The sequence below is a fragment of the Nocardia sp. NPDC050412 genome, from assembly GCF_044458825.1.
GTDB lineage: Bacteria > Actinomycetota > Actinomycetes > Mycobacteriales > Mycobacteriaceae > Nocardia.
This window is the reverse complement of record NZ_JBITIJ010000006.1, coordinates 292,239-317,635: the sequence shown is the minus strand read 5'-3', so window position 1 is coordinate 317,635 and position 25,397 is coordinate 292,239. Positions and strand designations below refer to the sequence as shown.

The following is a 25,397-nucleotide window of genomic DNA, read 5'->3' as shown; positions in this document are numbered from 1 at the left end:
ATGAAGGGCGTCGGAAGTCGTTGGCACAGCTTCGAATACACCCCCGTGGCCCCCGGTCCGTGCGCCGTAGCCGTCGAGCCCGCGACGGTCGGGGTGACGCAGGTGTTCGTCGATTGCCTGGTAGTGCGAGTCGTCGTCGAACCGGGCGATTGTCCCTTGACCGCCGAGGCCGTTCGCGCGATCCGGTACCTGTGCCTCGTCAGCGAGGCGGCCTATATCGTCATCGCCGGAACTCCGCACTACGCGACCCCTGGTAGCCGAGTCACGCCGTCCGCCGATCCACCGGATGTCCTCGTCCACTTCGCCGACACACTCGATGTGCTGTCGGATCTCGCCGAACGACTGGGGGAGTACGGGGAACGGGTCCACCTGATGCCGTTCGGATGGAAGCTCACCTGCCGCGCCGAAAAATCGGCACGTCAATGGGATTTGCCATCCATCGCTGTATCCCCCTCCGGGTATGTCGATGTGGTGGCGGATCCAGTCGGAATCGATCATCGGGCGCGAGAATGTGCGGTTCGTTGACGACGAGGCCCTCCGAGGAGTCCTGCACGACAGTGGTGATCGGTCGCGATGCCGAGATCGAGAGGCTGGCGGCGGTCGCGTCGCGGACCGCCGCGGGACACGGCGCCGTGGTGCTGGTGCAGGGCGAACCAGGTGTCGGCAAGACGTCGCTGTTGGACGCGGTCAGGGTGCGGTGTGTGGCGATGGGCCTGCACATTCGACTCGGAGCGGCCAGGGAACAGCAGCAGACCGTGCCGTTCGCCGCGCTGCTCTCCTGGCTCGATGTCGACCACGACACCGACACGCCGGCGGCAGATCCGATCCTCGATCACATCGAGGCCTGGTGCGCTACCGGCCCGCTCGCGCTGATCATGGACGACGTCCACTGGGCCGACAGGTCGAGTGTGTCGGTATTGCAGCGGCTGTGCGCCCGCATCCGTGATCTGCCGCTACTGCTACTGCTCGGGGCCCGTCCACAGCCTCAGGACTCGGCGTTTGCCGCGCTGTCAGCCGAACTCGTCGCACGCCGCGCCACGCTGATCCGGCTCGGTGGGCTCGCCGACGCGGCGGCCGCGAAACTGGTGTCGCAGATCGTCTGCGCCGCCCCCGGCCCGCGGTTGCTGCGGGAGGTGGCGGGGGCGAGTGGAAATCCGCGCTATATCACCGAGTTGGTGGTCGCCTTGCTGCGCGAGCAGGCGATCACAACGGTCGCCGACACCGCAGAGATCACCGAGGCGGTCGCTGGTCAGCGCCCGTCCACGACACTCGCGCAGGCGATTTCGCGGCGGCTGGACTTTCTACCGCGCCGGACATGGAATGTGCTGGCGGCTGCCGCCGCGCTCGGCCCGGTCGTGGACGTCCCGGAATTGGCGTCGGTGCTGAACCGTCCCCTCCTGGATGTGTGGGGCGTCGTCAGTGATGCGATGGTGACCGGACTGCTCGAACTCGTCGACTCCGAAGTGATTTTCCGGCACGAATTGGTCCGCCGAGTGGTGTCCGATCAGCTGCCCGCCACGGTGCGCGGCCGTCTGCTGCGCCGGACGGGAGAGGTCCTGCAGGCCAGCAACGCACCGATCGAGCGGATCGCACATTATCTGGCGGTCGCCGACTATGAACTGGACCATGCGAGCATCGACTGGCTGGTTGCTGTGGCGGACGAGCTGGCCTTTCGAGCACCCGAGCTGGCGGTGCGGCTGTTGCGGCGCGCGACCACGGCCGCAGAGGCCGATAATCCACAGCTGATCCGCTTATATATCGGGGCGCTGCTGCGCAGCGGCCGATCTGCCGAGGCGGAGGCCGAGGTGCGCGGTGCGCTGTCGACACGGCCGGAGTTTCGCGACGATATCGAAATGCGCTGGCTGCTCGCCCAAGCCTGCCAAGCCCGGGGCAGAATGGCCGATGCCGTCGAGGTTGTCGAAACAGCGCTGCGCACAATGGATCTCGAGGTCGAGGCGGCGGGCCGCTTCCAAGGCATGTACGCGGTGCACAGCTTGTTCCTCGAACGGTTCGATGTGGCCGAGTGGGCCGGCCGAAAGGCGATCTCGCTGGGGAAATCCAGTGCGGATCCTCGCAGCATGGGGTACGGCCTCACCGCCGTGGGTGCCCTCCGCTACACCCGCGGAGATCTCGCTGAGGCGCTGGAGCTGAGCACGCGGATACCGATCGTCTCGACCGACGGCAGCGGCCCGGACCAGTTCGATCCCTATGCACTGCGAGCACACTGTCTGATCGAGCTCGATCGCCTGACGGATGCCGAAGATGTGCTGGAACAGGCGATAGCGCACAACCGCCGCAGCCATGGCGTGTACCTGTCCTCGAATCTGGTCGCCAAGGCACGGCTCTACCTGCTGGACGGTCGCTGGGATGACGCGGTAGCCGAATGCAGCGTGAGCACGGGGGCGCCGGACGTGCTCGGATACTCGACGGTCGCGCGTGCCATGGCGGCGCTCATCGGTATTCACCGCGGCACGTTCCTGCCGGACGTGGACAGCATTCCCATACCGGACGACCTCGCGGGCAGCACCGGCTACGCGCACTTGCACCTGTGGGCCCAAGCATTGGCACATGAGGCGCACGGCCATCCGGACCTGGCCTTGAAGCTGCTCGTCGACGCCCATCAGCGACTGGCCGACGGTTTGGCCGCGGCGACGCTTTACTACATCTTTCCGGATATCGCCCGACTGGCCGCGGACCTCGGCGACAGGGATGCGGCGCTGTCAGTGGCGGCCGGCGCCAACGAACTCGCGGCGCGACAGCCGACCGCCTCCAGGAGTGGCACAGCGCTGCTGTGTCGAGGTCTGGTCGAGCGCGATTCCGATAGCCTGCTGGCGGCCGCCCAGGCCTTCCAGAGGTCCGGACGGCCGTTCTACGAAGCGCAAGCACACGAGAACGCCGCCGTGCTACTCGCCGCGCAGGGACGCGATCTGGACGCCCGTCGCTCGCTGGACTCCGCGATAGGGATCTATAGCCGACTCGGCGCATCGTGGGATACCGCCCGTACCGACGCGCGCCTGCGACGGTACGGGCTTCGGCGAGGTGTGCGAGGTCGGCGCAACCGCCCCAAATCCGGCTGGGCGGCGCTGACCGATACCGAGCGCAAGGTCGCCGCGCTGGTCGCCGAAGGCTGCTCCAATTCCGGCATCGCGGCGCAAATGTTCTTGTCGCGTCGCACGGTTCAGTCCCACGTATCCAAGATCCTCGGCAAACTCGAGCTGCGATCACGGCGCGAGATCCCAGCGAGCGTGCCGCATACCTGACGTGGACGGCGGTCCGTGAGAAGCTGACAGGGTGAACCGGCTCCGGAACGCAACTTCTCCGTACCTTCGCCAGCATTCGGACAATCCGGTGCACTGGCAGGAATGGGATGCCCAGGCGCTGGCCGAGGCCCGAGGGCGGGATGTGCCGATCCTGCTCTCGATCGGCTACGCGAGTTGTCACTGGTGTCATGTGATGGCGCACGAATCGTTCGAGGATGCGCGGACGGCGGCGCAGATGAACGACAACTTCGTGTGCATCAAGGTGGATCGCGAGGAGCGGCCGGATCTGGACGCGGTCTATATGAATGCCACGGTGGCGATGACCGGTCAGGGCGGCTGGCCGATGACGTGCTTCCTCACGCCGGACGGTGAGCCGTTCTACTGCGGCACCTACTACCCGAAGGTGCCGCGCGGCGGGATGCCGTCGTTTACGCAGTTGCTGACGGCCGTTACCGATACCTGGAATACCCGGCGCGATGAGGTGGATACGGCCTCCGCGCAGGTGGCCGAAGCGCTGCGTGCGCAGGCCGCCGGACTGCCCGAGGCCGACGTGACGATTTCGGTCGAACTGCTCGATCATGCGGTCGCGGCGGTGCTGCGCGATGAAGATCCCAAGCACGGCGGATTCGGTGGTGCGCCGAAGTTTCCGCCGTCGGCTTTGTTGGAGGGGCTGCTGCGCAGTTGGGAGCGCACCGGCGACGCCGCGACTTTCGACGTGGTGAATCGGACGGCTGAAGCAATGGCGCGCGGCGGTATCTACGACCAGCTGCGCGGCGGATTCGCCCGTTACTCCGTCGACGCCGCTTGGGTAGTGCCGCATTTCGAGAAGATGCTCTATGACAATGCGCAACTGCTGCGCGCCTACGCGCATCTCGCTCGCCGAAACCCTGAGCGAGAGTCTTTGGTGCACAGGGTTACTCGCGAGACAGTGGAGTTCATTCTCGATGACCTCGGCACCGACCACGGCGGGTTCGCGTCCGCGCTGGATGCCGACACCCACTTGGAGCCGGGCGGACCGGGGGTCGAAGGCGCGACATATGTTTGGACACCCGCCGAGCTGATCGGTGCACTCGGACCTATCGAAGGTACTTGGGCTGCGGAGGTTTTCGGGGTAACCACCGCCGGTAACTTCGAACAGGGCACCTCGGTACTCACCCGATATGTCGATCCGGATGCACTGTCCGACGACGGGACCAGGGCGGCCGCCCGCGAACGCTTCGAACGTGCCCGCGCCGCACTGCGCGAGGCCCGTGCTCGACGCCCACAGCCGGACCGCGACGACAAGGTGGTGACCGCCTGGAACGGAATGGCGATTACCGCGCTAGCCGAAGCAGGTTCCGCACTGCGGCAAGATGATTGGGTGGAAGCCGCCGCCCGCTGCGCCCGCTTTCTGCTGGCCGAGCATGTGGTCGACGGCCGGGTGCGCCGCGCCTCGCTCGGCGGGGTGGTCGGCACGTCTCCAGGCGTTTTGGAGGACTACGCCTGGCTGGTCACCGGCCTGCTCGCCTTACACCAGGCCACCGGTGAACTCGACTGGCTCGAACACGCACAACGCCTGCTGGACAAGGCAATCCAACACTTCGCCGACGCCGCCGCACCCGGCAGTTGGTTCGATACCGCCGACGACGCCGAAACCCTGGTCGCCCGTCCCCGCGATCCCATCGACGGTGCAACACCCGCAGGCGCATCCGCTCTGGCCGAAGCCCTCCTCACAGCCGCCGCCACCAGTGCTCCCGAACCCGCCCTCCGCTACCGCGAACTGGCAGACCGAACCCTGCAACGCGGTGCCGTAGTCCTCGCCCGCGCCGCACGCTCGGCAGGCCAATGGCTGACCGTAGCCGAAGCCGCCCTCCGTGGACCCCTCCAAGTGGCCATCGCCCTACCCGACACCTCGACCGCGGCAACGGAATTGATCGCCACTGCCCGCACCGAAGCCCCCGGTGGCACCGTCATCATCGCCGCCCCCGCCAACTCGGTCCCCCTCCTAGCCGACCGCTCCCCAGTCAACGGCACCCCCTCTGCCTACGTCTGCCGCGGCTCCGTCTGCGACCTCCCGGTAACGACCCCGCCCGATCTACGCGCCTCCCTGAACCGGCCCTAGCCGCGAGGCGGCCGCTCCCGATTCGGTTGTCGCTGTTCGTACTTCGGCGATCGCACTGATGGCGGCCGCATCGGTATCGGGTTCCACCCCATTGGAAGTCGGGGCGTCCTCCACATCGGTCCAGCAGGCAGTCGGTTCGGGCATTCCGCGCAGCAGAATGTTCTCGTAGAGAACCCATTTGGCGCGCTCGTGCTCGGCCGCCGCATCGATGACCGCGCTGCTCACCAGGATTCGGCGCGGCACCTCCTTCGCCTCGGTGGTCAGCCGGGCCGCTTCATTGACCGCATCGCCGATCACCGTGTACTCCAACCGCGTATCGGAGCCGATATCACCCGCGAACACTCGTCCACGTGCGACGCCGATGCCGATATCGAGTTCGCCGGTGGCCGTGACCTCGTCGCGAATGCGCCGCGCGGCTCGCAGCGCGGGTGTCGCATTGTCCCGCAATGCGATCGGCGCACCGAAGATGCACAGCGCCGCATCGCCCTCGAACTTGTTGACCAGCCCGTTGTTCTCCTCGGTCGCCGCAACCACGATCGCGAGCAGTCGATTGAGCTTGGCCACGAAATCATGCGGCGTCAGACCGCTGGACAGCTCGACGGATCCGGTGACATCGACGAACAGCGCCGACACCTCGCGCACATCGCCGGTCAGATCGACCCCGCCCGCCAACGCCCGCTCGGCGACCTCCGCGCCGACGTGCCGGCCGAATACATCCCGCATCCGCTCGCGTTCACGCAGATTGACGGCGAGTTCATTGACCGAATTCTCCAGCCGCCCGATCTCGCTGGTGCTGCCGACGGGAACCCGAACATCGAACTCGCCCTTGGTGATCCGATCGAGCGCTCGGCGCAGCGTGCGCATCGGCGTCGCGACCGAACGGGCCAGGATCGCGGTCGCAAGCGCGCCGGATCCGATGCCGACAATGGAGAGGTAGATGGCGGCGCGGACGCGGTCCGGTGCGCCGGAGGCCGGATCGGCGAGCACCGTGATCAGCATGAGCAGCGGCATCGCACCTGCCACCGCCCAGGTCATCACGACCCGCATCAGCACCGAGGAACTCCAGTGCGCGGTGGGGCCGAGCACCCCCGACACCACCGGAATGGTCGGGCGGATCAGCCGGTCGACGATCAGGAAGGTGAATCCGGCCGATTGCAGCGCGCCCATGGTGAACAGCGCCGTGGTCACCGCCGCACTGTTGTGCGCGGATAGATGCGAGAGCATCGAGGCCGCCACGATCACGCCGGGCAGCCATATCGCCAGCGCTCGGGCGGTGATCGCGATCGGTAGGCGCAGCAGTCGTCGCGACTCGTCGACGGTCGGCTTGCGCCCGTCATCGAGCCACCCGAAATACACGGTCCGATCGCGCACGGCGAGCCCGACCCCGGCCAGGAAACCCATTACCGGATAGATCGACGCCAGCCCGATGATTCGCCGCCAGTCATCCCCGATCCGCCCGAAAAATCCACTGAGCCACAGCTCGGTCACGATCACCGCGAGGCCACCGAGATTCGCGGCGATCACCACCGCAGCCAACCCCCACCGCGCCTTCAGGGCCCAAACAACCAGCTTGGTGATCACGATGCCCTGACATCCGGAGCGGAACCAGCCTGCGCTGGTGCGTGCGGGCGCACCGAAACCCCGACGCGCACGGGCGCCCCCGATCCGGGCAGCCACCAGTTCCAGGTTCCGAACAGCTTCATCAGCGCGGGCACCAAGACCAACCGCACGAACGCCGCATCGATCGCTACGGCCACCGCAAGCGCCAACCCGACCTGCTTCAGCTCCAGCACGCTCGCGGTCAGGAAGCTGCCGAAGATCACCACCATGATCGCCGCCGCCGCGCTGATCGGGCGGGCTGTGTGTTGGAGCCCGGCCGCCACGGCGTATTCGTTATCGGCCGCGGTGCGCGCGGAGTTCTCCCAGAATTCCTTGATCCGGCGGATCAGGAACACCTCGTAGTCCATCGACAGGCCGAACAGGATCGCGAAGACCATGGTCGGCAGGAATACCTGGATGAACCCGGTGCTGTGGAATCCGAGCAGCGACTCGCCGACGCCCCACTGGAACACCGCCACGGTAATGCCCAGCGCCGCGCCGGTGGCCAGCAGATTCATAACTATTGCCTTGATCGGAAGCGCGATGCTGCGGAAGGCAGCAATGAGGAACACGAACGAGCAGCATAGAACCAGCGCGACCACCAGTGGCAGTTTCCCCGTGATCTCGTCGGACATATCCGCGAACTCCGCCGTCGCACCGCCGACCAGCACGTCGCCGGGCAGTGCGGTGGCCCGTTCGCGGATCTCCCGGACGAGTTGATCGGCCTCGGTGGAATCGAATGCGGTCTTGGCCACCACCATCGCGAAGACCCGTCCGTCCCGCTGGATCGGCAGCACCTGTTCGATGCGCTCATCCGAGCGGAGTGCGGTCAGGAAGTTCTGCACCTCGCCGGTCGCCGTGGCGGTCAGCGGCGTATCGCCGGAACCAGTCACCACGATCGTGATCGGCGCGAGCAGTCCGGGCGCGAAATTCTCCGAGGCGACCTTGCTTGCCTTGCCGGAGGCGGTATCGCCCATCGCCGCGGTGCCCATATCCATGCCGTAGCGAATTCCGGTCAGCGGCGCGGCCGCCACCAGCAACACCAGCGTGGCCGCGATACCGAAAACCACCGGCCGCGCCATCACGATCCGACTCCAGCGCGCCCAGCGCCCGCTCGCCGGATCGGCATCCGATCCGGGACGGGTCTCCAACGGCTGCCACCGCGCGGGCAGCGCACCGCGATTCACCCGCGGCCCGAGCATTGCCAGCACCGCGGGCAGCAGCGTGAGCGCCACCATCAGCGTGGCCACGACCGCGATCGCGACGCCGACCGCGATACCGCGGAACACCGGCGCACGCACCACAACCAGTGAGCACAGCGAGATCATCACAATGAAGCCCGAGGCGACGATCGTCTTACCTGCCGTGGCGATCGCGATCCCGCAGGCATGCGCCACACCGGCCGCGGAACTGCCGCCCGGCTTCGCGAGCTCTTCGCGGAACCGGCTGACCACGAACATCGCATAGTCCAGCCCGATGCCGGTGCCGATCATGGTCGCGACCGCGAGCAACAACGAACTGGTCGCCATCACATGCGACAGTAGAAACAGTCCGCCGAACGCGAGCAAGAGCCCGGTCAACGCCACCATGACCGGCACCAATGCCGCGACCACCGTGCCGAGCGCGAGGATGAGCAGTACGAATGCCACCGGCAGGCCCAGCGCCTCGGCCTGCCCGGAATCGGCCACCTCGATTTCCATCAGATCCCGCAGCACCGGTGAGAAGCCGGTGAGGCCGACGCTCACCCCGTCACCAGAGCACTGCCCCGCCCGTTCCTGCAGCTCACCGGCCAACTCAGCCCGCGCCGGAATCGAGCCGTCGATCCCGATGACCGCAAGCGCCGCATGTCTGCTCACCGAGATCTGCGACTTCTGATCCCCTTGGAACGGACCCACCGCGACCCGTACCCCGGGCACTCCACGCAAATCCGCGACTGCCCGCTCCACGATCGCCCGGTAGACCGGATCATCGACGGTGCGCTGCTCCGAATCGAAGACCAGCGCAAGCTGTTCGGCACCCAGATCGGGATAGTGCGCCGCGAGCAGTTCCGTGATCCGCGTCGATTCCGCCTTGTCGGCATGGAACTCCATGGCCTCCAAGCGGCCGTTGAGCTGCGGGTAGGCGACGGCGCACGCGGCGATCAAGATCAACCACACCACGCCGACGATCCGCCGATGCTGTGCCATCGCAACGCCCCAGCGGTAGCCGATCCCCCGCTCGCTCACGGCCTGCCTTCTGCCGGCATCGATCCTCTGCTGTGCCATCTCGCCCCGCCATCTTCCGGATCCGGATCCGTCCCCAACTCTATTGCCGCAAAGGGCAATTCGGCATGTCCACGATGTTCCGTCCGGGCACCCGGGTCAGAGCAGGGCACCCCTGTGTCGGGATGCCCAGACGCTCTCAGCGCAAGACGACCAACCAGATCGCGGCGTAGTGGCACAGCGCGGCGAGCACGGTCGCCGCGTGGAAGAACTCGTGGTGGCCGAACACCATGGGCCAAGGGTTCGGCCATTTGGTCGCGTAGAGGATCGCGCCACCGCTGTAGACCAGACCGCCGATGAGCAGCAGGATCAGCGGTGCGATCCCGATATTCGTATTGAGCTGTCCGGCCACCGGCACGATCGCCCAACCCAACAGCAGATACAGCGGCACCCCGACCCAGCGGGGAGCGGTCGGCCACAACAGTTTCAATGCCACCCCGGCCAGCGCGCCCAGCCACACCACGAGCAGCAGTATCTGTCCGGTCCGTCCGGGCAGGCCGAGTAATGCGAACGGTGTATAGCTGCCCGCGATGAACAGGAAGATCATCGAATGATCGGCGCGCTTCATCTGGATGCGTGCCTTTGTGGTCGCCCAGGTCACCCGGTGGTAGACGGCGCTGATACCGAACAACCCGCACACGGTCAGCCCATAGATGAGGGTGGACCAACCTGCCGTCGCTGAGACGGTTGCGGCCTTCAAGACCAATACGAGCACCGCGATTGCCGCGATGCCCACAGCCCAGGTGTGAATCCAGCCCCGCATCCGCGGCTTGAGCAGCGTTGACGAGTTCGGGATCGCCACCGGTGTCGTATCGGTCGCGCCAGCCGTTTCGGACACAAGTTACCTCCTAGTGATACCCGTCAGTAACTTACGGTACCGTAAGTTGTGGCCTCCCGTCACTGTACGCGGAAACCCGCGGCGTGAGCGACGGGCCCGGAGGCGGCAGCGGAGCGTAACCACGGAGGGCACCGTGAACGCCGCGATCGAACACAGTCGATGCCGGGATCACGCCGCTGAGGCGTAGGGTTGGTCGCCGTGGAGCTTCCGAGTCAGGTGCGTGGTTTGCCATACCGCATCTACGAGGCGCGGCTGTCCAAGCAGCTGGCCGGCAAACAACATCCTCGGCACGTCGCGGTGATGTGCGATGGTAATCGGCGCTGGGCCAGAGAAAACGGTTTCACCGATGTGAGCCACGGACATCGAGTCGGCGCGCTGAAAATCGCCGAACTTGTCGGCTGGTGTGCGGACGAGGGCATCGAGATGGTGACCGTGTATCTGCTGTCCACCGAGAATCTGCAGCGCGATCCCGACGAACTGGAGACCCTGTTCGAGGTGATCACCGATGTCGTCGAGGAGCTGTCGGCACCGGAACAGAACTGGAGCGTGCGCATCGTCGGCACGCTCGACGGCTTCCCGGAGCTGGTAGCCAAGCGGCTGCGCACCGCGGCAGAACGCACCAGCGGACGCGACGGTTTGCACGTGAACGTCGCAGTCGGCTACGGCGGTCGGCAGGAGATCGCGGATGCGGTCCGCAAGTTGGTGCGCCAGGAGATCGCGGCGGGGGAGACCGGTGAGGATCTGGTCCAGTCGATATCGGTGAACTCCATCGGCCAGCACCTCTACACCTCCGGTCAGCCCGATCCCGATCTGGTCATCCGAACCTCCGGTGAGCAGCGGCTTTCCGGGTTTCTGCTGTGGCAGAGCGCATACTCGGAAATATGGTTCACCGAGGCGTACTGGCCGGAATTCCGGCGGGTGGATTTCCTACGCGCCTTACGCGACTACGCCGCTCGACATCGCCGGTTCGGTGTCTAATTTGCAGCGCCTGCGGCGCCGCGTGTTCGCGGCCCCCTGGTGTCTCGCGTCCGAGCCGTCGAGACTCGCGCCTTCGGCGCATGCGCTTCGACGGCTCGGACGCGAGACGGGCCGCGAACTCCTCGCTCGTAAGACTCGCTCCGTTGTGGTCGTGTCGGCGATGCGAGTTGGCGCCGAAAAGTGAACCTGCGGTGGGTGGATGGGGACATGTCCTATATCGGGTATGAGGAATTCGGTCGGCGCTTTCTGGAATACGCGGCCTCGGAGCAGCGCATCTCGGGTGCATTCGACCAGTTGACCGGTGCCGCCTTCGATTTCGGCCCGATCGGTGTCGGGCCGGCCAAGTTGGCGAAGGTCGCCGCGCAGGTGCAACTCGGGGAGCCGAAGCTGCAACGGTTCGTCGACGAGGTCATCGCCTTTGAACTGGTCATCCCGCTCGAGGTCGATCTGCTGCTCGATCTCGCCGTCGACCGGCATCGCTTCCACATCGACGGCAATATCCACCTGCACTTGACCGTGCGCACCGCCGAGCCGCTGCGCGTCATCATCGATATCGCCGAACCGCGTCCGAGCGATGTCCGCATCAATGTGGCCACCGCCACCAAACGCGGACAGCTGCTGCGCATCCTGGCCAGCGTCGATCACGAGATCCGGCGCTTCGTGGCGCGCTATCTCGCCACCGAAATCCGCAAACCGCATATCGCCGCGGTGCGCGATATCGATGTCGCCGCCCGGCTGGATGCGGCCTGGAAGCTGTGACCGTTGCGAGCTGACCGTTGCGAGCGACCTGCAAGCAGTCGCTACCGCCTGCAAGCAGTCGCTACCGCCTGCAAGCAGTCGCTACGGCTAAAGCTTGCGCAACCGCAGCCGGTTGATGCTGTGGTCGGCGTCCTTGCGCAGCACCAGCGTCGCGCGCGGACGGGTGGGCAGAATGTTGTCCACCAGATTGGGCCGGTTGGTGGAGTTCCAGATCTCCTTCGCGGCGGCCGTCGCCTGGTCGTCGGTGAAGCCCGCGTAATGGTGGAAATGCGCGTTCGGATCGGCGAAGGCCGTCTCGCGCAGTGTGAGAAACCGTTGCACGTACCAGTTCTCGATGTCCTCGATGCGCGCGTCGACGTAGATCGAGAAGTCGAACAGATCCGAGACCATCAACCGCGGACCGGTCTGCAGCACATTGAGACCCTCCACGATGAGAATGTCGGGTTGAGTCACGCAGTGGAACTTGCCCGGCACGATGTCATAGGAGATATGTGAATACATCGGCGCACATACTTCGGCCGCACCGGATTTCACCTCGGTGACGAAGCGCAGAAGTTTGCGGCGGTCATAACTTTCCGGAAAACCCTTGCGGTGCATGATGCCGCGCCGGGTCAGTTCCGCGGTGGGATATAGGAATCCGTCGGTTGTGACCAAATCCACACGCGGATGGTGATCCCACCGCGCGAGCAGGGCCTGTAGTACGCGCGCGGTGGTTGATTTTCCGACCGCGACACTGCCCGCGACACCGATCACGAATGGCACTTGCTGATCGGGATGGGTCTCCCCGAGAAAGGTGGCAGTCGCGGCGAACAGCCGCTGACGTGCGGCGACCTGCAGGTGGATGAGGCGAGCGAGCGGGAGGTAGACCTCGGCGACCTCTTCCAGATCGATCTGTTCGCCGAGGCCGCGAAGACCGATCAGTTCTTCCTCGGTGAGCACCAAGGGAGTCGATTTACGCAGGGTCCGCCACTGTTTTCGGTCGAATTCCACATAGGGACTCGGCTCGCTCATTCGTGCCACTTACCCGACACTCCGTTCAGACAAACACGCATACGTCGCGCGCCGACTGTATGAGATTCGGTCCAGCTCTCGCATAGCCGAATTCTGCTCTGCGTCAACATCGTGTGAAACGCGGGGTGCCGATACCGGTGGTATCCGGTCGATGACATGGCCCTCAGCGGCTAATGTCGGCGGTCATGGAAGCGCATCCCCTCGTGACCGAGTACCTGCGACTCGGCTTGGCATTCGACCGACTCGAGGAAGGGTTCGTCGACGCCTATACCGGTGATCCGGGGTTGCGTCGCGAGGTGGAGAACGCGCCCGCTCCCGAGCCGCGCGAGTTGGCGCGGCGGGCGGCGGCCTTGCGTGCGGAACTTCCCGCGGCCGGATTGCCGCGGCAGCGGACCGAATTCCTCGATGTGCACCTGCGCGCGTTGGAATGTTCCGGTCGCAAGTTCGCCGGGGACGATATCGGGTTCGTCGACGAGGTGCGCGCGTACTTCGATGTCGATATCGCACCCGGCGACGTCGAGGACTACCGCGACGCGCACCGCCAGATGGACGAGGTGCTGCCCGGTGACGGTCCGCTCGCCGAGCGGGTGACCGCATTCCGCAAGGCCGATGAGGTTCCGCCGGAGCGGTTGAGCGTGTGCGTCGAGGCGTTCTCGAGTGCATTGCGGGAACGGGTGCGCGAGCGTTATCCGCTTCCCGACCACGAGCACGTCACCTATGAGGTGGTGGGGGATAAGCCATGGTCCGGCTTCAATTACTACCTGGGGAACTACCACTCCCGGGTGGCGATCAATTCCGATCTCCAGCAACATATGGCGCATCTGCCCGGTCTCATCGCGCACGAGGCCTATCCGGGGCATCACACCGAGCATTGCCGCAAGGAGGCCGGTCTGGTCGCCAACGGCCAGGCCGAGCAGACGCTGTTCCTGGTGAATACCCCCCAGTGCCTGATGGCGGAGGGGCTGGCGGATCTGGCGCTGCGCTCGATCGTCGGACCTGGTTGGGGGAAGTGGGCGCAGGAAATCTACGCCGATCTGGGGTTGCGTTTCGAAGGTGAACGCGCCGAACAGCTTTCGAATGCCTCGGCGAAATTGCTCGGGGTCAGGCAGGACGCCGCACTGCTGCTGCACGACCGGCGCCGCGACGCCGACGAGGTCGCCGAATTCCTGCGGCGCTGGGGCCTGACCACACAGGAACGCGCCCGCCAATCGCTGCGTTTCCTGTCCTCGCCGCTCTGGCGCGCCTACATCAGCACCTACGTCGAGGGCTACCGCCTGCTCGGCAGCTGGCTGGACAGCGCCGTCGACGCCGATGACCGCGCCGACCGCTTCCGTCGCCTGCTCGACGAACCCCTCACCCCTGGCGCCCTTCGCGCCATGTGATTACTGGTGACTGCGCGGCCGCCTGGTCCGTGATCCATCCGGTGAGCGCGAGACACATCCTCAGGCGGCGGTGAAGGTGACGCGCACCGAGATGGGGTCGGATTCCAGTGCCTTGATCGTCCATGCCGTGGCCGATTCGGCGGCGTGGCTCTTGGCGAAGGTGCGGGCGCGGGCGGTCACATCGTCATCGGGGACGAAGGCCGCGGTCCCGGTGTACCAGCGCTTACCCTGGCGCAGCCGGACCTGCGGATTCGCGGCGATATTGCGGGCCCAGCCCGCGCGATGGCCGTGCTGGGAGATCAGCCATGCGCCCTCGTCATCGATGGAGACGGTGACCGGCACGCGGCGCGGCTGACCGGATTTGGCGCCGATGGTCTCCAGTTCGGCGAGCATCGTGGAGCGGATGCCGATCCGATCCAGCAGTCCGACAGCGGGATTGACGAGATAGTGCCCGATGAACCGTTCTCGACGGAACTTGCGCACGGCTGCTGCTGTGCTGCGTTCAGTCATAGCTGTGCTCCTTTCAGCGGAATATGACGCAGGTCGTGGTGCCGTGCGCGACCAACTTGCCCTGGTCGTCCACGACGCGACCCTCAGCGGTCGCGGTGGTGCGGCCGACGTGGATGGTGGTGCCGGTCGCGATCAGGGGACGGCCGTCGGTGGGTACCGCGCGGATGTAGTTGATCTTCAGTTCCAGCGTGGTGTAGCCGACGCCGGCATCGAGGGTGGTGTGCACCGCACAGCCCATCACCGAATCGAGCAGGGTGGCGCAGATGCCGCCGTGCGTGGTGCCGAGCGGGTTGGCGAAATCGGGCCGGGTCCGCAGCCCGAAGACCGCCTTGCCGAACTCGAGTTCCTGGACCTCCAGGCCGAGCAGGTCGCCGATGAACGGGGGCCGGGAGTCGGTCGTCATCGCGGTGCGCAGTAGTTCGAGTCCCGGCAGCTGCGACAGATCGGTCGGTGCGGTCATGACCGCACCTCGCTGGCGCTCGGCTCCGTCACGACCGCACAGGCGGCTGTGTTGATTCTTCGCTCGCTCATGAACCCCGTCCTTTCGATGAACCGATCGGTCCATATCTGTCATAATTGCAGCATGGACCGATCGGTTCACGCAAGCATGGGCAAGGAGGATGGCGATGACCTTGGGTCCGCGCGACCGGCTTATCGAGGGAGCCATCGAGCTGGTGCGCGAACAGGGCGTGCACGCTGCCGGGCTCGCCACTCTGCTCGAACGCAGCCGTGCCTCCCGCAACTCGCTCTACCAGCACTTTCCATCCGGTAAGAGCGAGCTGGTCGAGGTCGCGACCAGGACGGCGGGTGCGCGTCTCGCCGCGGTAACCGACAAGATCACCGGATCCGGAACCACTGAGCAATGGATCGCCGCGCTCGTCGGCTGGTGGCGGCACACGCTCGAAAAGTCCGCGTTCACCACGGGCTGTCCGATCGTCGGCGCCGCACTCGCCGAAGCCGAACCGCGGGTGCAGGCCGCCGCGGGCACCGTTTTCTCCGACTGGACCGACCAACTCGCGAACGGCTTGCGCGACAAGGGTTTATCGGCCGAGCAGGCGCGGTCGCTGGCCGGATTCGTCATCAGTGCGCTGGAAGGGGCCATCATCCAATCGCGGGCGCTGAAATCCACCCGGCCGCTCGACGACGCGCAAGTGCACCTCACCGCCTTGTTGCGGTCCGCCGTACCCGGGGCTTGACGGGTCTCGGCCCCCGACCCACCGATAAGATGATTGGACCGCGACTGGCGCACTCGAGGTGGAAGCAACCACCGGGAAGCACCCTCGCCCCGCACCGCGCGCCTGGGTGCCGGGCTCATGGCCTCGGGGTGCGCACTCCGGGGCACCCGGACCACGGAGGTTGCGATGCATACCGAGACACAGAACCCCCTGATCGGCGCGGCGCGGACGGCCAATAGACTCGGCCAGGTGACGCAGACGACCGCCTCTGTCAATACCCAATCCCTCGGTGAGCTCGATCCGGAGCTCGCTGCCGCGATGGCAGGCGAACTCGCCCGCGAACGCGACACCCTCGAGATGATCGCCTCGGAGAACTTCGTGCCGCGCGCGGTGCTGCAGGCGCAGGGCAGCGTGCTCACCAATAAGTACGCCGAGGGCTACCCGGGCCGTCGCTACTACGGTGGCTGCGAGCACGTCGACGTCGTCGAGACCCTCGCCCGCGACCGCGCCAAGGAACTCTTCGGCGCCGAATTCGCCAATGTGCAGCCGCATTCCGGCGCACAGGCCAATGCGGCGGTGCTGATGGCACTGATGGAGCCGGGCGACCGGCTGCTCGGCCTGGACCTCGCGCACGGCGGTCACCTCACCCACGGCATGCGGCTGAACTTCTCCGGCAAGCTCTACGAGGTGCACTCCTACGGGGTCAGCAAGGAAGACCACCGCATCGATATGGAGGAGTTGCGCAAGACCGCGCTCAGCTCGCGCCCGAAGGTGATCGTCGCCGGCTGGTCGGCATACCCGCGGCATCAGGACTTCGCGGCGTTCCGGGAGATCGCCGATGAGGTCGGTGCGAAGCTGTGGGTCGATATGGCGCACTTCGCCGGTCTGGTCGCGGCCGGTCTGCATCCCTCGCCGGTGCCCTACGCCGATGTTGTGTCCTCCACCGTGCACAAGACCCTGGGCGGTCCGCGCTCCGGTCTGATCCTGGCCAAGCAGGAGTACGCCAAGAAGCTCAACAGCTCGGTGTTCCCTGGTCAGCAGGGTGGCCCGCTCATGCATGTGATCGCCGCCAAGGCCGTCGCGTTCAAGATCGCGGCGAGTGCCGAATTCAAGGAGCGCCAGGAGCGCACCCTGTCCGGCGCGAAGATTCTGGCCGAGCGGCTCGGCGGCGCGGATGTCAAGGACAAGGGCATCAGCGTCCTCACCGGCGGCACCGATGTGCACCTGGTGCTCGTCGACCTGCGCAACTCCGAGATCGACGGTCAGCAGGGTGAGGATCTGCTGCACGAAATCGGAATCACGGTGAACCGCAACGCCGTTCCGTTCGACCCGCGCCCGCCGATGGTCACCTCCGGTCTGCGCATCGGCACCGCCGCCCTGGCCACCCGCGGCTTCGGCGATGCCGAATTCACCGAGGTCGCCGACATCATCGCCACCGCACTGGCTGGGGGCTCCGATGTCGACACCTTGCGTGCCCGCGTTACCAAACTGGCCCGGGACCTGCCGCTCTACAACGGCCTCGAGGACTGGCACCTGCTCGGCTGAGCCTGTCTTATTCGCCTGGGAATCCGGCTGCGTATCAACGGTATTTGTTTGGGTGCGGGGGTTCCCAGGCGAATTCTTTCGGGGCACAACCGAAAGCGCTCCTCCTCGGCCGAACGCTATCCTGGTCCTGCTCCGCGGCGGCACCCCTCGGGTGAGATCAGTCCGGCGTCACCCGCTTCGACGGCATCGGATGCGCGATGGTTCAGGAGGGGGTAGCGGATTGCCGGGTTCGAGGATGTGGACGGTGGTGTTCGGGACCAGGCCTGCGGTTTGCTATGCGCGGCCGTTGGCCTCCGCGCACGTATCCGCTCGTGCTGTCGCAGGCTGCTCTAGTCCGTGACTGCACGCGTTCGGCCCTGCCTCGGCCTGTGAGTACTACTGGTCGACGCGGGCTTTGGCTCGGACGATCGAGTCATCGAGGTAGCGGGTGATGTCGGTGCTGGTGGCGGGGCGGATCATGAGGGCGCGGTTGGCGGGGACTTCGCAGTAGCGGCCGGCATTGGTGTCGATCCAGCGGAGTTTTCCGGTGCGAAGGGGCTCGGCATTGCGGGGGCCGACCAGGACGGTGACGGTGCCGCTGGTCGCGCACGGTTGGCGCCAGAAGCGGCGGTAGCGGTCCTGGACGGCGCGGGAAGGTGAGTTGCCGAAGGGGTCGGGGCGGTCGTCGTTGAGATCGTCGAGGAGATAACTCTTTTCGGCTGCGGTGCCGGGTGGTGGGTCGGGGAGCAGGCGGATCAGTTCGGCGGCTAGTTGGTCGACGCGGACGCGCCGCAGCCGAACCTTGCCGCCATCCGGTGCGGGCGCCTGCTGTGCGATGACGCCCGGTCCGGTGCGGGTGGCGCAGCCGATGGCGCGCAGTTCGATCGCGCCGCGGGAGTTATCGACGCCGAACAGTTCGATACGCCACTCGGGTTTGGCGAGCACACCGATGGCGCGCTGCAGCGAAGCATTGTCGTCATGGGCCAGTTCCGCACGGAATTGGCGCTGGTAGGCACGATATTCGTGGAGTCCGGGAAAGCGGCTGGTGAAGCGAAACGGAAAGGGCATGCGATCCAGGCCGGTGCCGAACCAGGCCGCCGCGAATTGCTCGGCGGACAAGGTCCACTGCGTCATCATTGCGCTCCGAGTACGGGCGGCACGGTCTTCTCCACTTCGCCGATCAACTCCTCGCCGTGCTCCTCGGTGCGCAGGTACTTAGCCGACTTGTGTTCACCGTCCTCACCCCGTCCGGGCCGCGCGCCCGGCGGAAGCATCCCGGAGTATCCGGCGGTACCCGTCGCGCCCACCCGACTCGGCGTATTGGTGGTGGGCTGAGTCGCCGTCGCTCCCGGTGTAGTACCGGGCACCGACTTGCCAGGACTCGGAGTCTCACCGGTGCCGGGTACACCACCGGGATTGGGTGCACCGCCGAGACTAGGCGCACTACCGGGACTAAGCGCACCACCGGGACTCGGGGAAGTACCCGTCGAGGTCGAGGTACCCGGTGTGATCCCAGCGGAGGTGACGGTGCTCGGTGAAATCTGTGTACCGGCCGCCGAGGGGATCGTCGAGGTCGGGGATGTATGCATAGCGGAGGCGGGCATTGTCGACGAGTCACCGTTCTGAGCTGACGAAATAGTTTGTGGGGCAGCAGCTTCAGCCTGACCGGGCCGCTCCGTCTTGACTGTGTCTCCGCTCCCGTTCGGATCCCCGGCCTTACTGGTGTCCGCTGGCTTACCCGTGTTCCCGGCCCCGCTGGTCTCTTCCGCCTTGCCGGTATTTTCGGCCCCGTTGGTCCCGTCTGCCTTGCCGGTATTTTCGGCCCCGTTGGTGTCCTCCGCCTTGGCTGTATCTCCAGCGATCCCGTCTGCCTTGCCGGAATTCCCACCCTTGCCGGTGCCTTCCGCTGGGCTCGTATCCGCAGCCCACCCGGAATCCCCGCCCGGCAAAGCCCCCAGCACCCCTGACACCCCAGAAATCGGATCAACCGGCGCCGGCAACGTAGGAAGCAACGGCGCCGTACATCCATAAGGCCGGATATAAAAGGTACTCATATCATCTCGAGCCTGCTCCTCCTGCGAATTCCGCAGCTCCGGCCCAGAGCTGTCCACCACCGACGGCACCGCCACCTTGAACCGCCCCGCCGCACTCGCCGCCGCCGACAGCGGCGTCGACTGCTGATCCAGCGACTCGCCCAGCTCACCGACCCGCGCGGCATACTCCCGAATGCCGCGCACCGCCCGGTCGGCTGCCGCACCCTCCCAATGTTGGTCCACCGCTTGCTGAATCGCGGTTTCGAACTGCTGTCCAGCCTTGGTCACCGCTGCCGCGATGGCCGCCCAGGCATCGAACGCGCCGTCGAGTCCGCCCGGATTCATCTGGTCGGCCGCCTGTTTGATCTCCGCGTGCGAGAAATTCTGCGCGTTCTCGGGATTGGTGATCGCGCGGCCGTCCATCTGTGCTGTCATGGCCGAGCCAGCCCCTTCCGTCAGTGCCGTCTGACCTTATAGACGCACTCGGCCCCGCCCCGGTTCCATCGAAACACAGCCGATCTCGCCACGCCAGACCATCCGGTCGGCCGCTCAGTGCGCATCCGCGGCGCTGACCAGCGCCGGATAGTCCTTCAGGTCCACGGTCTTGGCATTCTCGGACATCTTTTCCATCATGGCCATCCCCTTCGAACCGAGGAACCAGTTGCGGAACCTGATGCCGCGCGCGGTCTTCGGGCACAGGAACCGACCGGCGTCCGCCGAGTCCGCGAGTTTGGTGTACTTGCGCATGATCTCGTTGTAGCGGCCGTAGGCCACCGTGTGATCGCCCTCGGCGATGGCGAGTTCACCCGCGAGCACGTACGCGCCGACCACTGCCGCGCCGGTGCCGAAGCCCGCCAGTGTATTTCCGTATCCGGCATCGCCGACCAGTGCGATCCGCCCGCAGGCGTAGCTCTTCATCGGCCGCACCATGGCGATCGCATCGAGGTAGAAATCGTCGAATTCCTCCACTTCCGACAGCATCCGCGGCACCTGCCAGCCCATACCGGCGAAGGCGTCCCGCACGATCCGCCGCTGAGCCGCGACATCGTCACGGGCGTAGTCGAGTTCGGGAGCGACGAACATGTACAGCTGCTGTGCCTTCGGCCCGCCGGTGATGACCAGCCGACCCGGAGCGTTGTGGCCGAATGCGGTCGCGCGCTCGGGTTCGCCTTCGGGTCTGGTGGCCCACGGGCTCGCACCCGCGACGCAGTAGTAGTGCCCCTTGTGCTGGACGAAGTCCTTCTCCGGCCCGAATGCCAAACGCCGCACCCGCGAATGGATTCCGTCCGCCCCGAGCACCAGATCGAAGCTGCGCGGCGCGCCCTTCTCGAATTCGACCCACACGCCCGAATCGGTCTCGGTCAGCGCGCTGATCGAATCCCCGAAGACGTATTCGCAGCTCTGATAGGTCTTTTCGTACATGATTCGAGCCAGATCGCCGCGCAGGATCTCCACATCGCCGCCGGTGAAATCACCGGACATGAAGGCCAGCTGCTCGCCGTTGTCGTCGACGAACACGGTGTCGGTGGTGCCGGTCCGGTGTGCGTAGACCTCCTCGAGGATGCCCATCCGTTGCAGCAGATCCCGGTGCGTTTCGCCCTTGAAGTCGACGGCCTGGCCGCCGGGTCGCAGCTGCGGTGCGCGCTCGACCACCGTGACGGCGAATCCGTAGCGGGACAGCCAGTAGGCGAGTGCGGGGCCGGCGATGCTCGCGCCGGAGATGAGAACGGTCTTGCTGCGCATGATGTCTCCTGAGGTCGATATCTGCGTCCGACGGAATCTGTATCCGCTAGACACGAATTAGAGTATGATGGACACAGTTACTTGTCAACACGCAATGCGTAAGGATGTGGAAATGCCTGCACCGACCACCGTCGAATTGCTCTGGGGGACCCAGCAGCGGCCCAAGCGCGGACCCAAGCCCGCGCTGTCACTGGAGGGGATCGTCGCGGAGGCCATCGCTCTCGCCGATGCCGAAGGACTGGCGAACCTGTCTATGCAGCGTCTGGCCGAACGTCTCGGCTTCACCAAGATGTCGCTGTACCGGTATGTACCCGGCAAGGAACAGCTCACCGCGCTGATGGTGGATGCCGCGATGGGGGATCCGCCGGATGTCGTTGCGGCGCAACAGAATTCTAGCGAGGAGCGGTGGCGGGCCGGACTGCGCCGCTGGGCCGAGACGATCTTCGAGCGCTACAGTGCACACCCCTGGTCGATCACTCTGACCATCGGTGTGCGCGCGATCGGCCCCAATGAAATGGGCTGGGTGAACGCCGCGCTGACCGCACTCGACGGCACCGGGTTGACCGGGCCGGAGCGGCTGGACACCATCGTGCTGCTCAATGGGCACGTCCGCGGCCTCGTGCAGCAGGTGACGACCGCGGGTCGGCAGGAGACGGCGCAGCAGATCGCGGGCCAGTTCGCGGAGATAATGGTCGCCGCCGGTGACCGTTTTCCCCTGGTCGCGGCCGCTTTCGCCGAGGAGGCCGCCGCCACCGGCGCATCACCCACGACCGGCGGCCCGGGCGATGCGTTGAGCTTCGGCATCGACCGAATTCTCGATGGTCTGGGTGTCCTCATCGCGGAGCGTGGCCGACCGTAGCGGCACAATCGGGCGCAGCCGGACGAAGTCCGTCATTAGTCTGTTGCGCTTGGGCGAGCGAATGCGAGGCCACCGCTTACGCTCAGGGCATGACCGACGAACTGGAACTGAAACAGGACGCGATCACCACGGTGCGGGAGTTCTTCGCCGCACTCGAGATCGGTGCCGTCGACGAGGCGCTGGACCTCCTGCACCCCGATGTCGTCTGGAAAAACACCTCACTGCCGACGGTCGGCGGGGGCCTCACGCGCAAGATACTGCGCGGACTGAACCGCGACACCATCGGCTTCGCCGCTGAAATGCATCACATCGCCGCCGACGGCGACTTCGTGCTGACCGACCGCACGGACATCCTGCGCGTGGGCCCGCTTCGGATCGCGTTCTGGGTCTGCGGCACCTTCGAACTGCGCGATGGCCGAATCATCCTGTGGGATGACCACTTCAGCTGGGAGAACTTCCTGCGCGGCACCGCCGTCGGACTTGTCCGCGCCGCGTTGCCCCGCAGCTGATCCAGCACACTCGAGGCAGCTTCCGACGGTGGTCGAATGGTGGCTCCGGGCCGCCGCGCCAGCCGCCATTCGACTGCCGTCGGCGCTTTCGCCGAGGACCGGGTGTGCGGAGTCAGGTGTGTTTGGTGAGGTAGTCGAGGTAGTAGGGGCGCAGGATCTCGGCGATCTTGCCGTCGCCCGCGTGGATGTAGTCGTCGATCATCGGCAGCACGTACTTGATGTCGGCCTCGCTCTCGCCGAGATCACCCGCGGCGGCTTCGGCGGCCGGAATCGACTTCAGTAGCCGCCACAGATATTTGATGTCGCCGCGCCGCGCCGCGAGCCGGACCGCACGGTCGTGCAGCTCCTTGGACGACAGCTTCTCCAACTCCTCGTTACCGGCCATACCTGCGACTCTATCTCGCACACGAAGCAGGGGTTAACGACAAATTCACGGACACGCCTACCAGTGCCCGAGCGGAGACCGGGCAGTCGGCGGTAGCGTCGTTGGTGCGGGCCGCGTCGTTGTGGCTCGTTCGGGAGGTCCTGAACCGTGACTGAGCTACTCAGTACGAGGGGGCCGGCACCCGGCCCTCGTGGCATCTGACGCAAGTCGGATCCCATCAGGACGGACCGGTCCAGCGAGATCGTTCGTGCGGGTGCCGCGCGAACATAAAGGAGCCCACCGTGACTGCTGCACGCTCCGTTCCCGCTCCCTCGGCGCACTCCAGCTCCGCGAAAGGCGAAGCCGCCGCGAAGGGGGCCCGCCCCTCGCATTCCCAGAATTCCGGTGTGAAATCCTTCGTTATCGACACCTCGGTTCTACTGTCGGACCCCTGGGCTTTCACCAGGTTCGGCGAAAACGATGTCGTATTACCGCTGGTCGTGATCAGCGAACTCGAAGGTAAGCGCCACCATCACGAACTGGGCTGGTTCGCGCGGGAAGCCCTGCGCAACCTCGACGATCTGCGCCTGCAGCACGGCAGGCTGGATCAGCAGGTGCCGATCGGCACCGAGGGCGCAACGCTGCAGGTGGAACTCAACCACACCGACCCCGCGGTACTTCCGGTCGGATTCCGCACCGACACCAATGACTCCCGCATCCTGGCCTGTGCGCTCAACCTGGCGGCCGAGGGCCGTCAAGTGGTGCTGGTGTCCAAGGACATTCCCTTGCGTGTCAAGGCGAGTGCGGTGGGTTTGCACGCCGACGAATACCACGCCCAGGACGTGGTGACTTCCGGCTGGTCCGGAATGGTGGAGGTGGATGTCTCCAAATCGCAGGTCGATCAGCTCTACGCCGAGACTGTGATCGATCTGGACGAGGCGCGGGAACTGCCGTGCCACACCGGAATCCGGTTGCTCGGCGCAAGCTCCAGCGCCCTGGGCCGGGTCACGCCGGACAAGCGGGTGCAGTTGGTGCGTGAACGTGAGGCCTTCGGACTGCACGGCCGCTCGGCCGAACAGCGCATCGCGCTGGATCTGCTGTTGGACGAGAGCGTCGGCATCGTCTCGCTCGGCGGGCGGGCCGGTACCGGCAAGTCGGCGCTGGCCTTGACGGCCGGTCTGGAGGCGGTACTCGAGCGTCGCACACAACGCAAGGTGGTGGTGTTCCGTCCGCTGTACGCGGTCGGTGGGCAGGATCTCGGCTATCTGCCCGGATCGGAGAGCGAGAAGATGGGCCCGTGGGCGCAGGCCGTCTTCGACACGCTCGACGGGTTGGCCAGTCGTGAGGTGATGGAGGAGGTGCTCAGCCGCGACATGTTGGAAGTCTTGCCGCTCACCCACATTCGCGGTCGCTCGCTACACGATTCGTTCGTGATCGTGGACGAGGCGCAGTCGCTCGAGCGCAATGTCCTGCTGACGGTGCTCAGCCGACTGGGCACTGGATCGCGCGTCGTGCTCACCCATGATGTGGCTCAGCGCGACAATCTGCGGGTCGGTCGGCACGACGGTGTCGCCGCGGTGATCGAAAAGCTCAAGGGGCACCCGCTTTTCGCGCACATCACGCTGACCCGTAGCGAACGGTCGCCGATCGCGGCGCTGGTGACCGAGATGTTGGAGGAGTACGGCCCGAGTGCATAGCGGGTAACAGCAACTATCCAGGGTGTGTTTCTCCTCACAATTGGACGGGTAATATCCGCGTGATACCTGTTCAGCGGCGGCCCGGCGAGTCTTGGAAGGATTCGCCGGGCCGTTGCCGGACGTCGGCCTAGGCTACGCGCGATGTCACCGCCTCCGCGGTGGCATCGATAGAGCCACCTTTCGAGAGGATGGAAATGCACCACTTCGCTCGACGAACGGCTGGATTCACCGCGGTCTCCGCGGCTGCGGCACTGCTGCTGGCCACCGGCTGCAGCAAAGACGACAACAAGGACAACAACTCCGCCGCGGCCATGACGACCACCTCGGCGGCCGCGCACGGCGAGGGGCATATGTCCGGTGCGGCGGAAGAGACAAAGATCGCCACCCAGGGCGGCGATATCACCGTCTCCGGCATCATCTTCGACAAGTATGTGCAGTCCGGCGGTCCGACCGGCCCGCTCGGCGCGCCGCTGAAGGCACAGGAGGATGCTCCAAACGACGGCAAGTGGCAGGACTTCACCGGCGGCGCGATCGTCTGGAGCAACGACAACGGCGCACACATCGTATGGGGCGAGATCCGCAAGGCGTGGGAGGACAACGGCGGACCCGGCGGCAATATCGGCTACCCGGCGAGTGACGAGAAGGACATCCCCGGCGGCAAGGAGAGCGATTTCGTCGGCGGCACCATCACCTGGGTGGACGGCAATACGACCGTCACACCGAAGTCCTGATCCGCGCCGGCGTCCGGGCGCTCACGTGCCATTATTGGTCAGTGCTCGCGGTTCGCTCGAAAG

Annotated in this window: 22 protein-coding genes; 12 read left to right on the top strand and 10 right to left on the bottom strand. The window is 65.9% G+C overall.

Going from position 1 to position 25,397, the window contains the following annotated elements; genetic code table 11:
* Genes ACIBI6_RS19190 through ACIBI6_RS19180 form a run of 3 tightly spaced genes read left to right on the top strand, consistent with a single transcriptional unit; the run spans position 1 to position 5,361 of the window.
* Entirely contained in the window at positions 1-525 is a 525-nt protein-coding gene (locus ACIBI6_RS19190; RefSeq protein ID WP_364341328.1) for a hypothetical protein, read from the top strand.
* Complete coding sequence (locus ACIBI6_RS19185; RefSeq protein WP_396957243.1) at positions 522-3,260, top strand: AAA family ATPase; 2,739 nt, start codon at positions 522-524, stop codon at positions 3,258-3,260. The genes ACIBI6_RS19190 and ACIBI6_RS19185 overlap by 4 nt, the downstream gene beginning before the upstream one ends.
* A gap of 31 nt (positions 3,261-3,291) precedes the next feature.
* Positions 3,292-5,361, top strand: coding sequence for a thioredoxin domain-containing protein (locus ACIBI6_RS19180; protein ID WP_364341332.1), 2,070 nt, complete (start codon positions 3,292-3,294; stop codon positions 5,359-5,361).
* Here the strand turns inward: ACIBI6_RS19180 and ACIBI6_RS19175 are convergent.
* The 3 genes from ACIBI6_RS19175 to ACIBI6_RS19165 form a co-directional block, all read right to left on the bottom strand.
* The gene (locus ACIBI6_RS19175) at positions 5,335-6,942 is read right to left on the bottom strand and encodes an adenylate/guanylate cyclase domain-containing protein (RefSeq protein WP_364341334.1); all 1,608 of its coding nucleotides are present in this window, start codon (positions 6,940-6,942) and stop codon (positions 5,335-5,337) included. The genes ACIBI6_RS19180 and ACIBI6_RS19175 overlap by 27 nt on opposite strands.
* Complete coding sequence (locus ACIBI6_RS19170) at positions 6,939-9,185, bottom strand: MMPL family transporter (RefSeq protein WP_396957242.1); 2,247 nt, start codon at positions 9,183-9,185, stop codon at positions 6,939-6,941. The genes ACIBI6_RS19175 and ACIBI6_RS19170 overlap by 4 nt, the downstream gene beginning before the upstream one ends.
* A 175-nt stretch (positions 9,186-9,360) precedes the next feature.
* Complete coding sequence (locus ACIBI6_RS19165) at positions 9,361-10,023, bottom strand: hemolysin III family protein (RefSeq protein ID WP_364341384.1); 663 nt, start codon at positions 10,021-10,023, stop codon at positions 9,361-9,363.
* A 225-nt stretch (positions 10,024-10,248) separates the two neighbouring features.
* Here ACIBI6_RS19165 and ACIBI6_RS19160 point away from each other — a divergent pair, with 225 nt between their 5' ends.
* Positions 10,249-11,037, top strand: a complete 789-nt coding sequence (locus tag ACIBI6_RS19160; RefSeq protein WP_396957241.1) for an isoprenyl transferase — start codon at positions 10,249-10,251, stop codon at positions 11,035-11,037.
* Positions 11,038-11,244: 207 nt separating this feature from the next.
* A complete protein-coding gene (locus ACIBI6_RS19155) occupies positions 11,245-11,796 on the top strand; it encodes a hypothetical protein (protein ID WP_364358061.1) in 552 nt (183 codons plus the stop codon).
* Between the two features lie 87 nt (positions 11,797-11,883).
* On the opposite strand, the gene coaA is transcribed toward ACIBI6_RS19155, so the two are convergent.
* Positions 11,884-12,816, bottom strand: a complete 933-nt coding sequence (coaA, locus tag ACIBI6_RS19150) for a type I pantothenate kinase (RefSeq protein ID WP_364358058.1) — start codon at positions 12,814-12,816, stop codon at positions 11,884-11,886.
* Positions 12,817-12,992: 176 nt separating this feature from the next.
* On the opposite strand from coaA, the gene ACIBI6_RS19145 reads away from it, so the two are divergent.
* Positions 12,993-14,189, top strand: a complete 1,197-nt coding sequence (locus tag ACIBI6_RS19145; protein ID WP_396957240.1) for a DUF885 domain-containing protein — start codon at positions 12,993-12,995, stop codon at positions 14,187-14,189.
* A 60-nt stretch (positions 14,190-14,249) separates the two neighbouring features.
* On the opposite strand, the gene ACIBI6_RS19140 is transcribed toward ACIBI6_RS19145, so the two are convergent.
* Together ACIBI6_RS19140 and ACIBI6_RS19135 are read right to left on the bottom strand one after the other, a co-directional pair.
* Positions 14,250-14,699 carry a nitroreductase family deazaflavin-dependent oxidoreductase gene (locus ACIBI6_RS19140; protein ID WP_364358052.1) on the bottom strand — a complete coding sequence of 150 codons (450 nt, stop codon included), beginning with the start codon at positions 14,697-14,699 and terminating at the stop codon, positions 14,250-14,252.
* A 13-nt stretch (positions 14,700-14,712) separates the two neighbouring features.
* Positions 14,713-15,159: a PaaI family thioesterase gene (locus tag ACIBI6_RS19135; protein ID WP_364358049.1), complete on the bottom strand. Its 447-nt coding sequence runs from the start codon at positions 15,157-15,159 to the stop codon at positions 14,713-14,715.
* Between the two features lie 166 nt (positions 15,160-15,325).
* On the opposite strand from ACIBI6_RS19135, the gene ACIBI6_RS19130 reads away from it, so the two are divergent.
* Together ACIBI6_RS19130 and glyA are read left to right on the top strand one after the other, a co-directional pair.
* Entirely contained in the window at positions 15,326-15,895 is a 570-nt protein-coding gene (locus ACIBI6_RS19130) for a TetR/AcrR family transcriptional regulator (RefSeq protein ID WP_396957239.1), read from the top strand.
* 228 nt (positions 15,896-16,123) lie between these two features.
* Positions 16,124-17,419: a serine hydroxymethyltransferase gene (gene glyA, locus ACIBI6_RS19125; protein ID WP_396957360.1), complete on the top strand. Its 1,296-nt coding sequence runs from the start codon at positions 16,124-16,126 to the stop codon at positions 17,417-17,419.
* A 375-nt stretch (positions 17,420-17,794) separates the two neighbouring features.
* On the opposite strand, the gene ACIBI6_RS19120 is transcribed toward glyA, so the two are convergent.
* The 3 genes from ACIBI6_RS19120 to ACIBI6_RS19110 all read right to left on the bottom strand — a co-directional run bounded on the left by ACIBI6_RS19120 (position 17,795) and on the right by ACIBI6_RS19110 (position 21,174).
* On the bottom strand, positions 17,795-18,532 hold the full coding sequence (locus ACIBI6_RS19120; RefSeq protein WP_364358043.1) for an ESX secretion-associated protein EspG: 738 nt from the start codon (positions 18,530-18,532) through the stop codon (positions 17,795-17,797).
* Positions 18,532-19,866, bottom strand: a complete 1,335-nt coding sequence (locus tag ACIBI6_RS19115; RefSeq protein ID WP_396957238.1) for a hypothetical protein — start codon at positions 19,864-19,866, stop codon at positions 18,532-18,534. The genes ACIBI6_RS19120 and ACIBI6_RS19115 overlap by 1 nt, the downstream gene beginning before the upstream one ends.
* Positions 19,867-19,980: 114 nt before the next feature.
* Positions 19,981-21,174 carry an FAD-dependent monooxygenase gene (locus tag ACIBI6_RS19110; protein WP_396957237.1) on the bottom strand — a complete coding sequence of 398 codons (1,194 nt, stop codon included), beginning with the start codon at positions 21,172-21,174 and terminating at the stop codon, positions 19,981-19,983.
* A gap of 112 nt (positions 21,175-21,286) precedes the next feature.
* Here ACIBI6_RS19110 and ACIBI6_RS19105 point away from each other — a divergent pair, with 112 nt between their 5' ends.
* Positions 21,287-22,033 carry a TetR/AcrR family transcriptional regulator gene (locus tag ACIBI6_RS19105; RefSeq protein ID WP_396957236.1) on the top strand — a complete coding sequence of 249 codons (747 nt, stop codon included), beginning with the start codon at positions 21,287-21,289 and terminating at the stop codon, positions 22,031-22,033.
* An 89-nt stretch (positions 22,034-22,122) separates the two neighbouring features.
* Positions 22,123-22,542 (top strand): limonene-1,2-epoxide hydrolase family protein, encoded by a 420-nt coding sequence (locus tag ACIBI6_RS19100; protein WP_364358031.1) that lies wholly within the window; start codon positions 22,123-22,125, stop codon positions 22,540-22,542.
* Between the two features lie 112 nt (positions 22,543-22,654).
* On the opposite strand, the gene ACIBI6_RS19095 is transcribed toward ACIBI6_RS19100, so the two are convergent.
* Positions 22,655-22,927 (bottom strand): hypothetical protein, encoded by a 273-nt coding sequence (locus ACIBI6_RS19095; protein ID WP_364358028.1) that lies wholly within the window; start codon positions 22,925-22,927, stop codon positions 22,655-22,657.
* Between the two features lie 281 nt (positions 22,928-23,208).
* Here ACIBI6_RS19095 and ACIBI6_RS19090 point away from each other — a divergent pair, with 281 nt between their 5' ends.
* Positions 23,209-24,603, top strand: a complete 1,395-nt coding sequence (locus tag ACIBI6_RS19090) for a PhoH family protein (protein ID WP_364358025.1) — start codon at positions 23,209-23,211, stop codon at positions 24,601-24,603.
* Positions 24,604-24,797: 194 nt separating this feature from the next.
* The gene (locus tag ACIBI6_RS19085) at positions 24,798-25,334 is read left to right on the top strand and encodes an esterase (protein ID WP_364358022.1); all 537 of its coding nucleotides are present in this window, start codon (positions 24,798-24,800) and stop codon (positions 25,332-25,334) included.
* Positions 25,335-25,397: the final 63 nt, after the last annotated feature.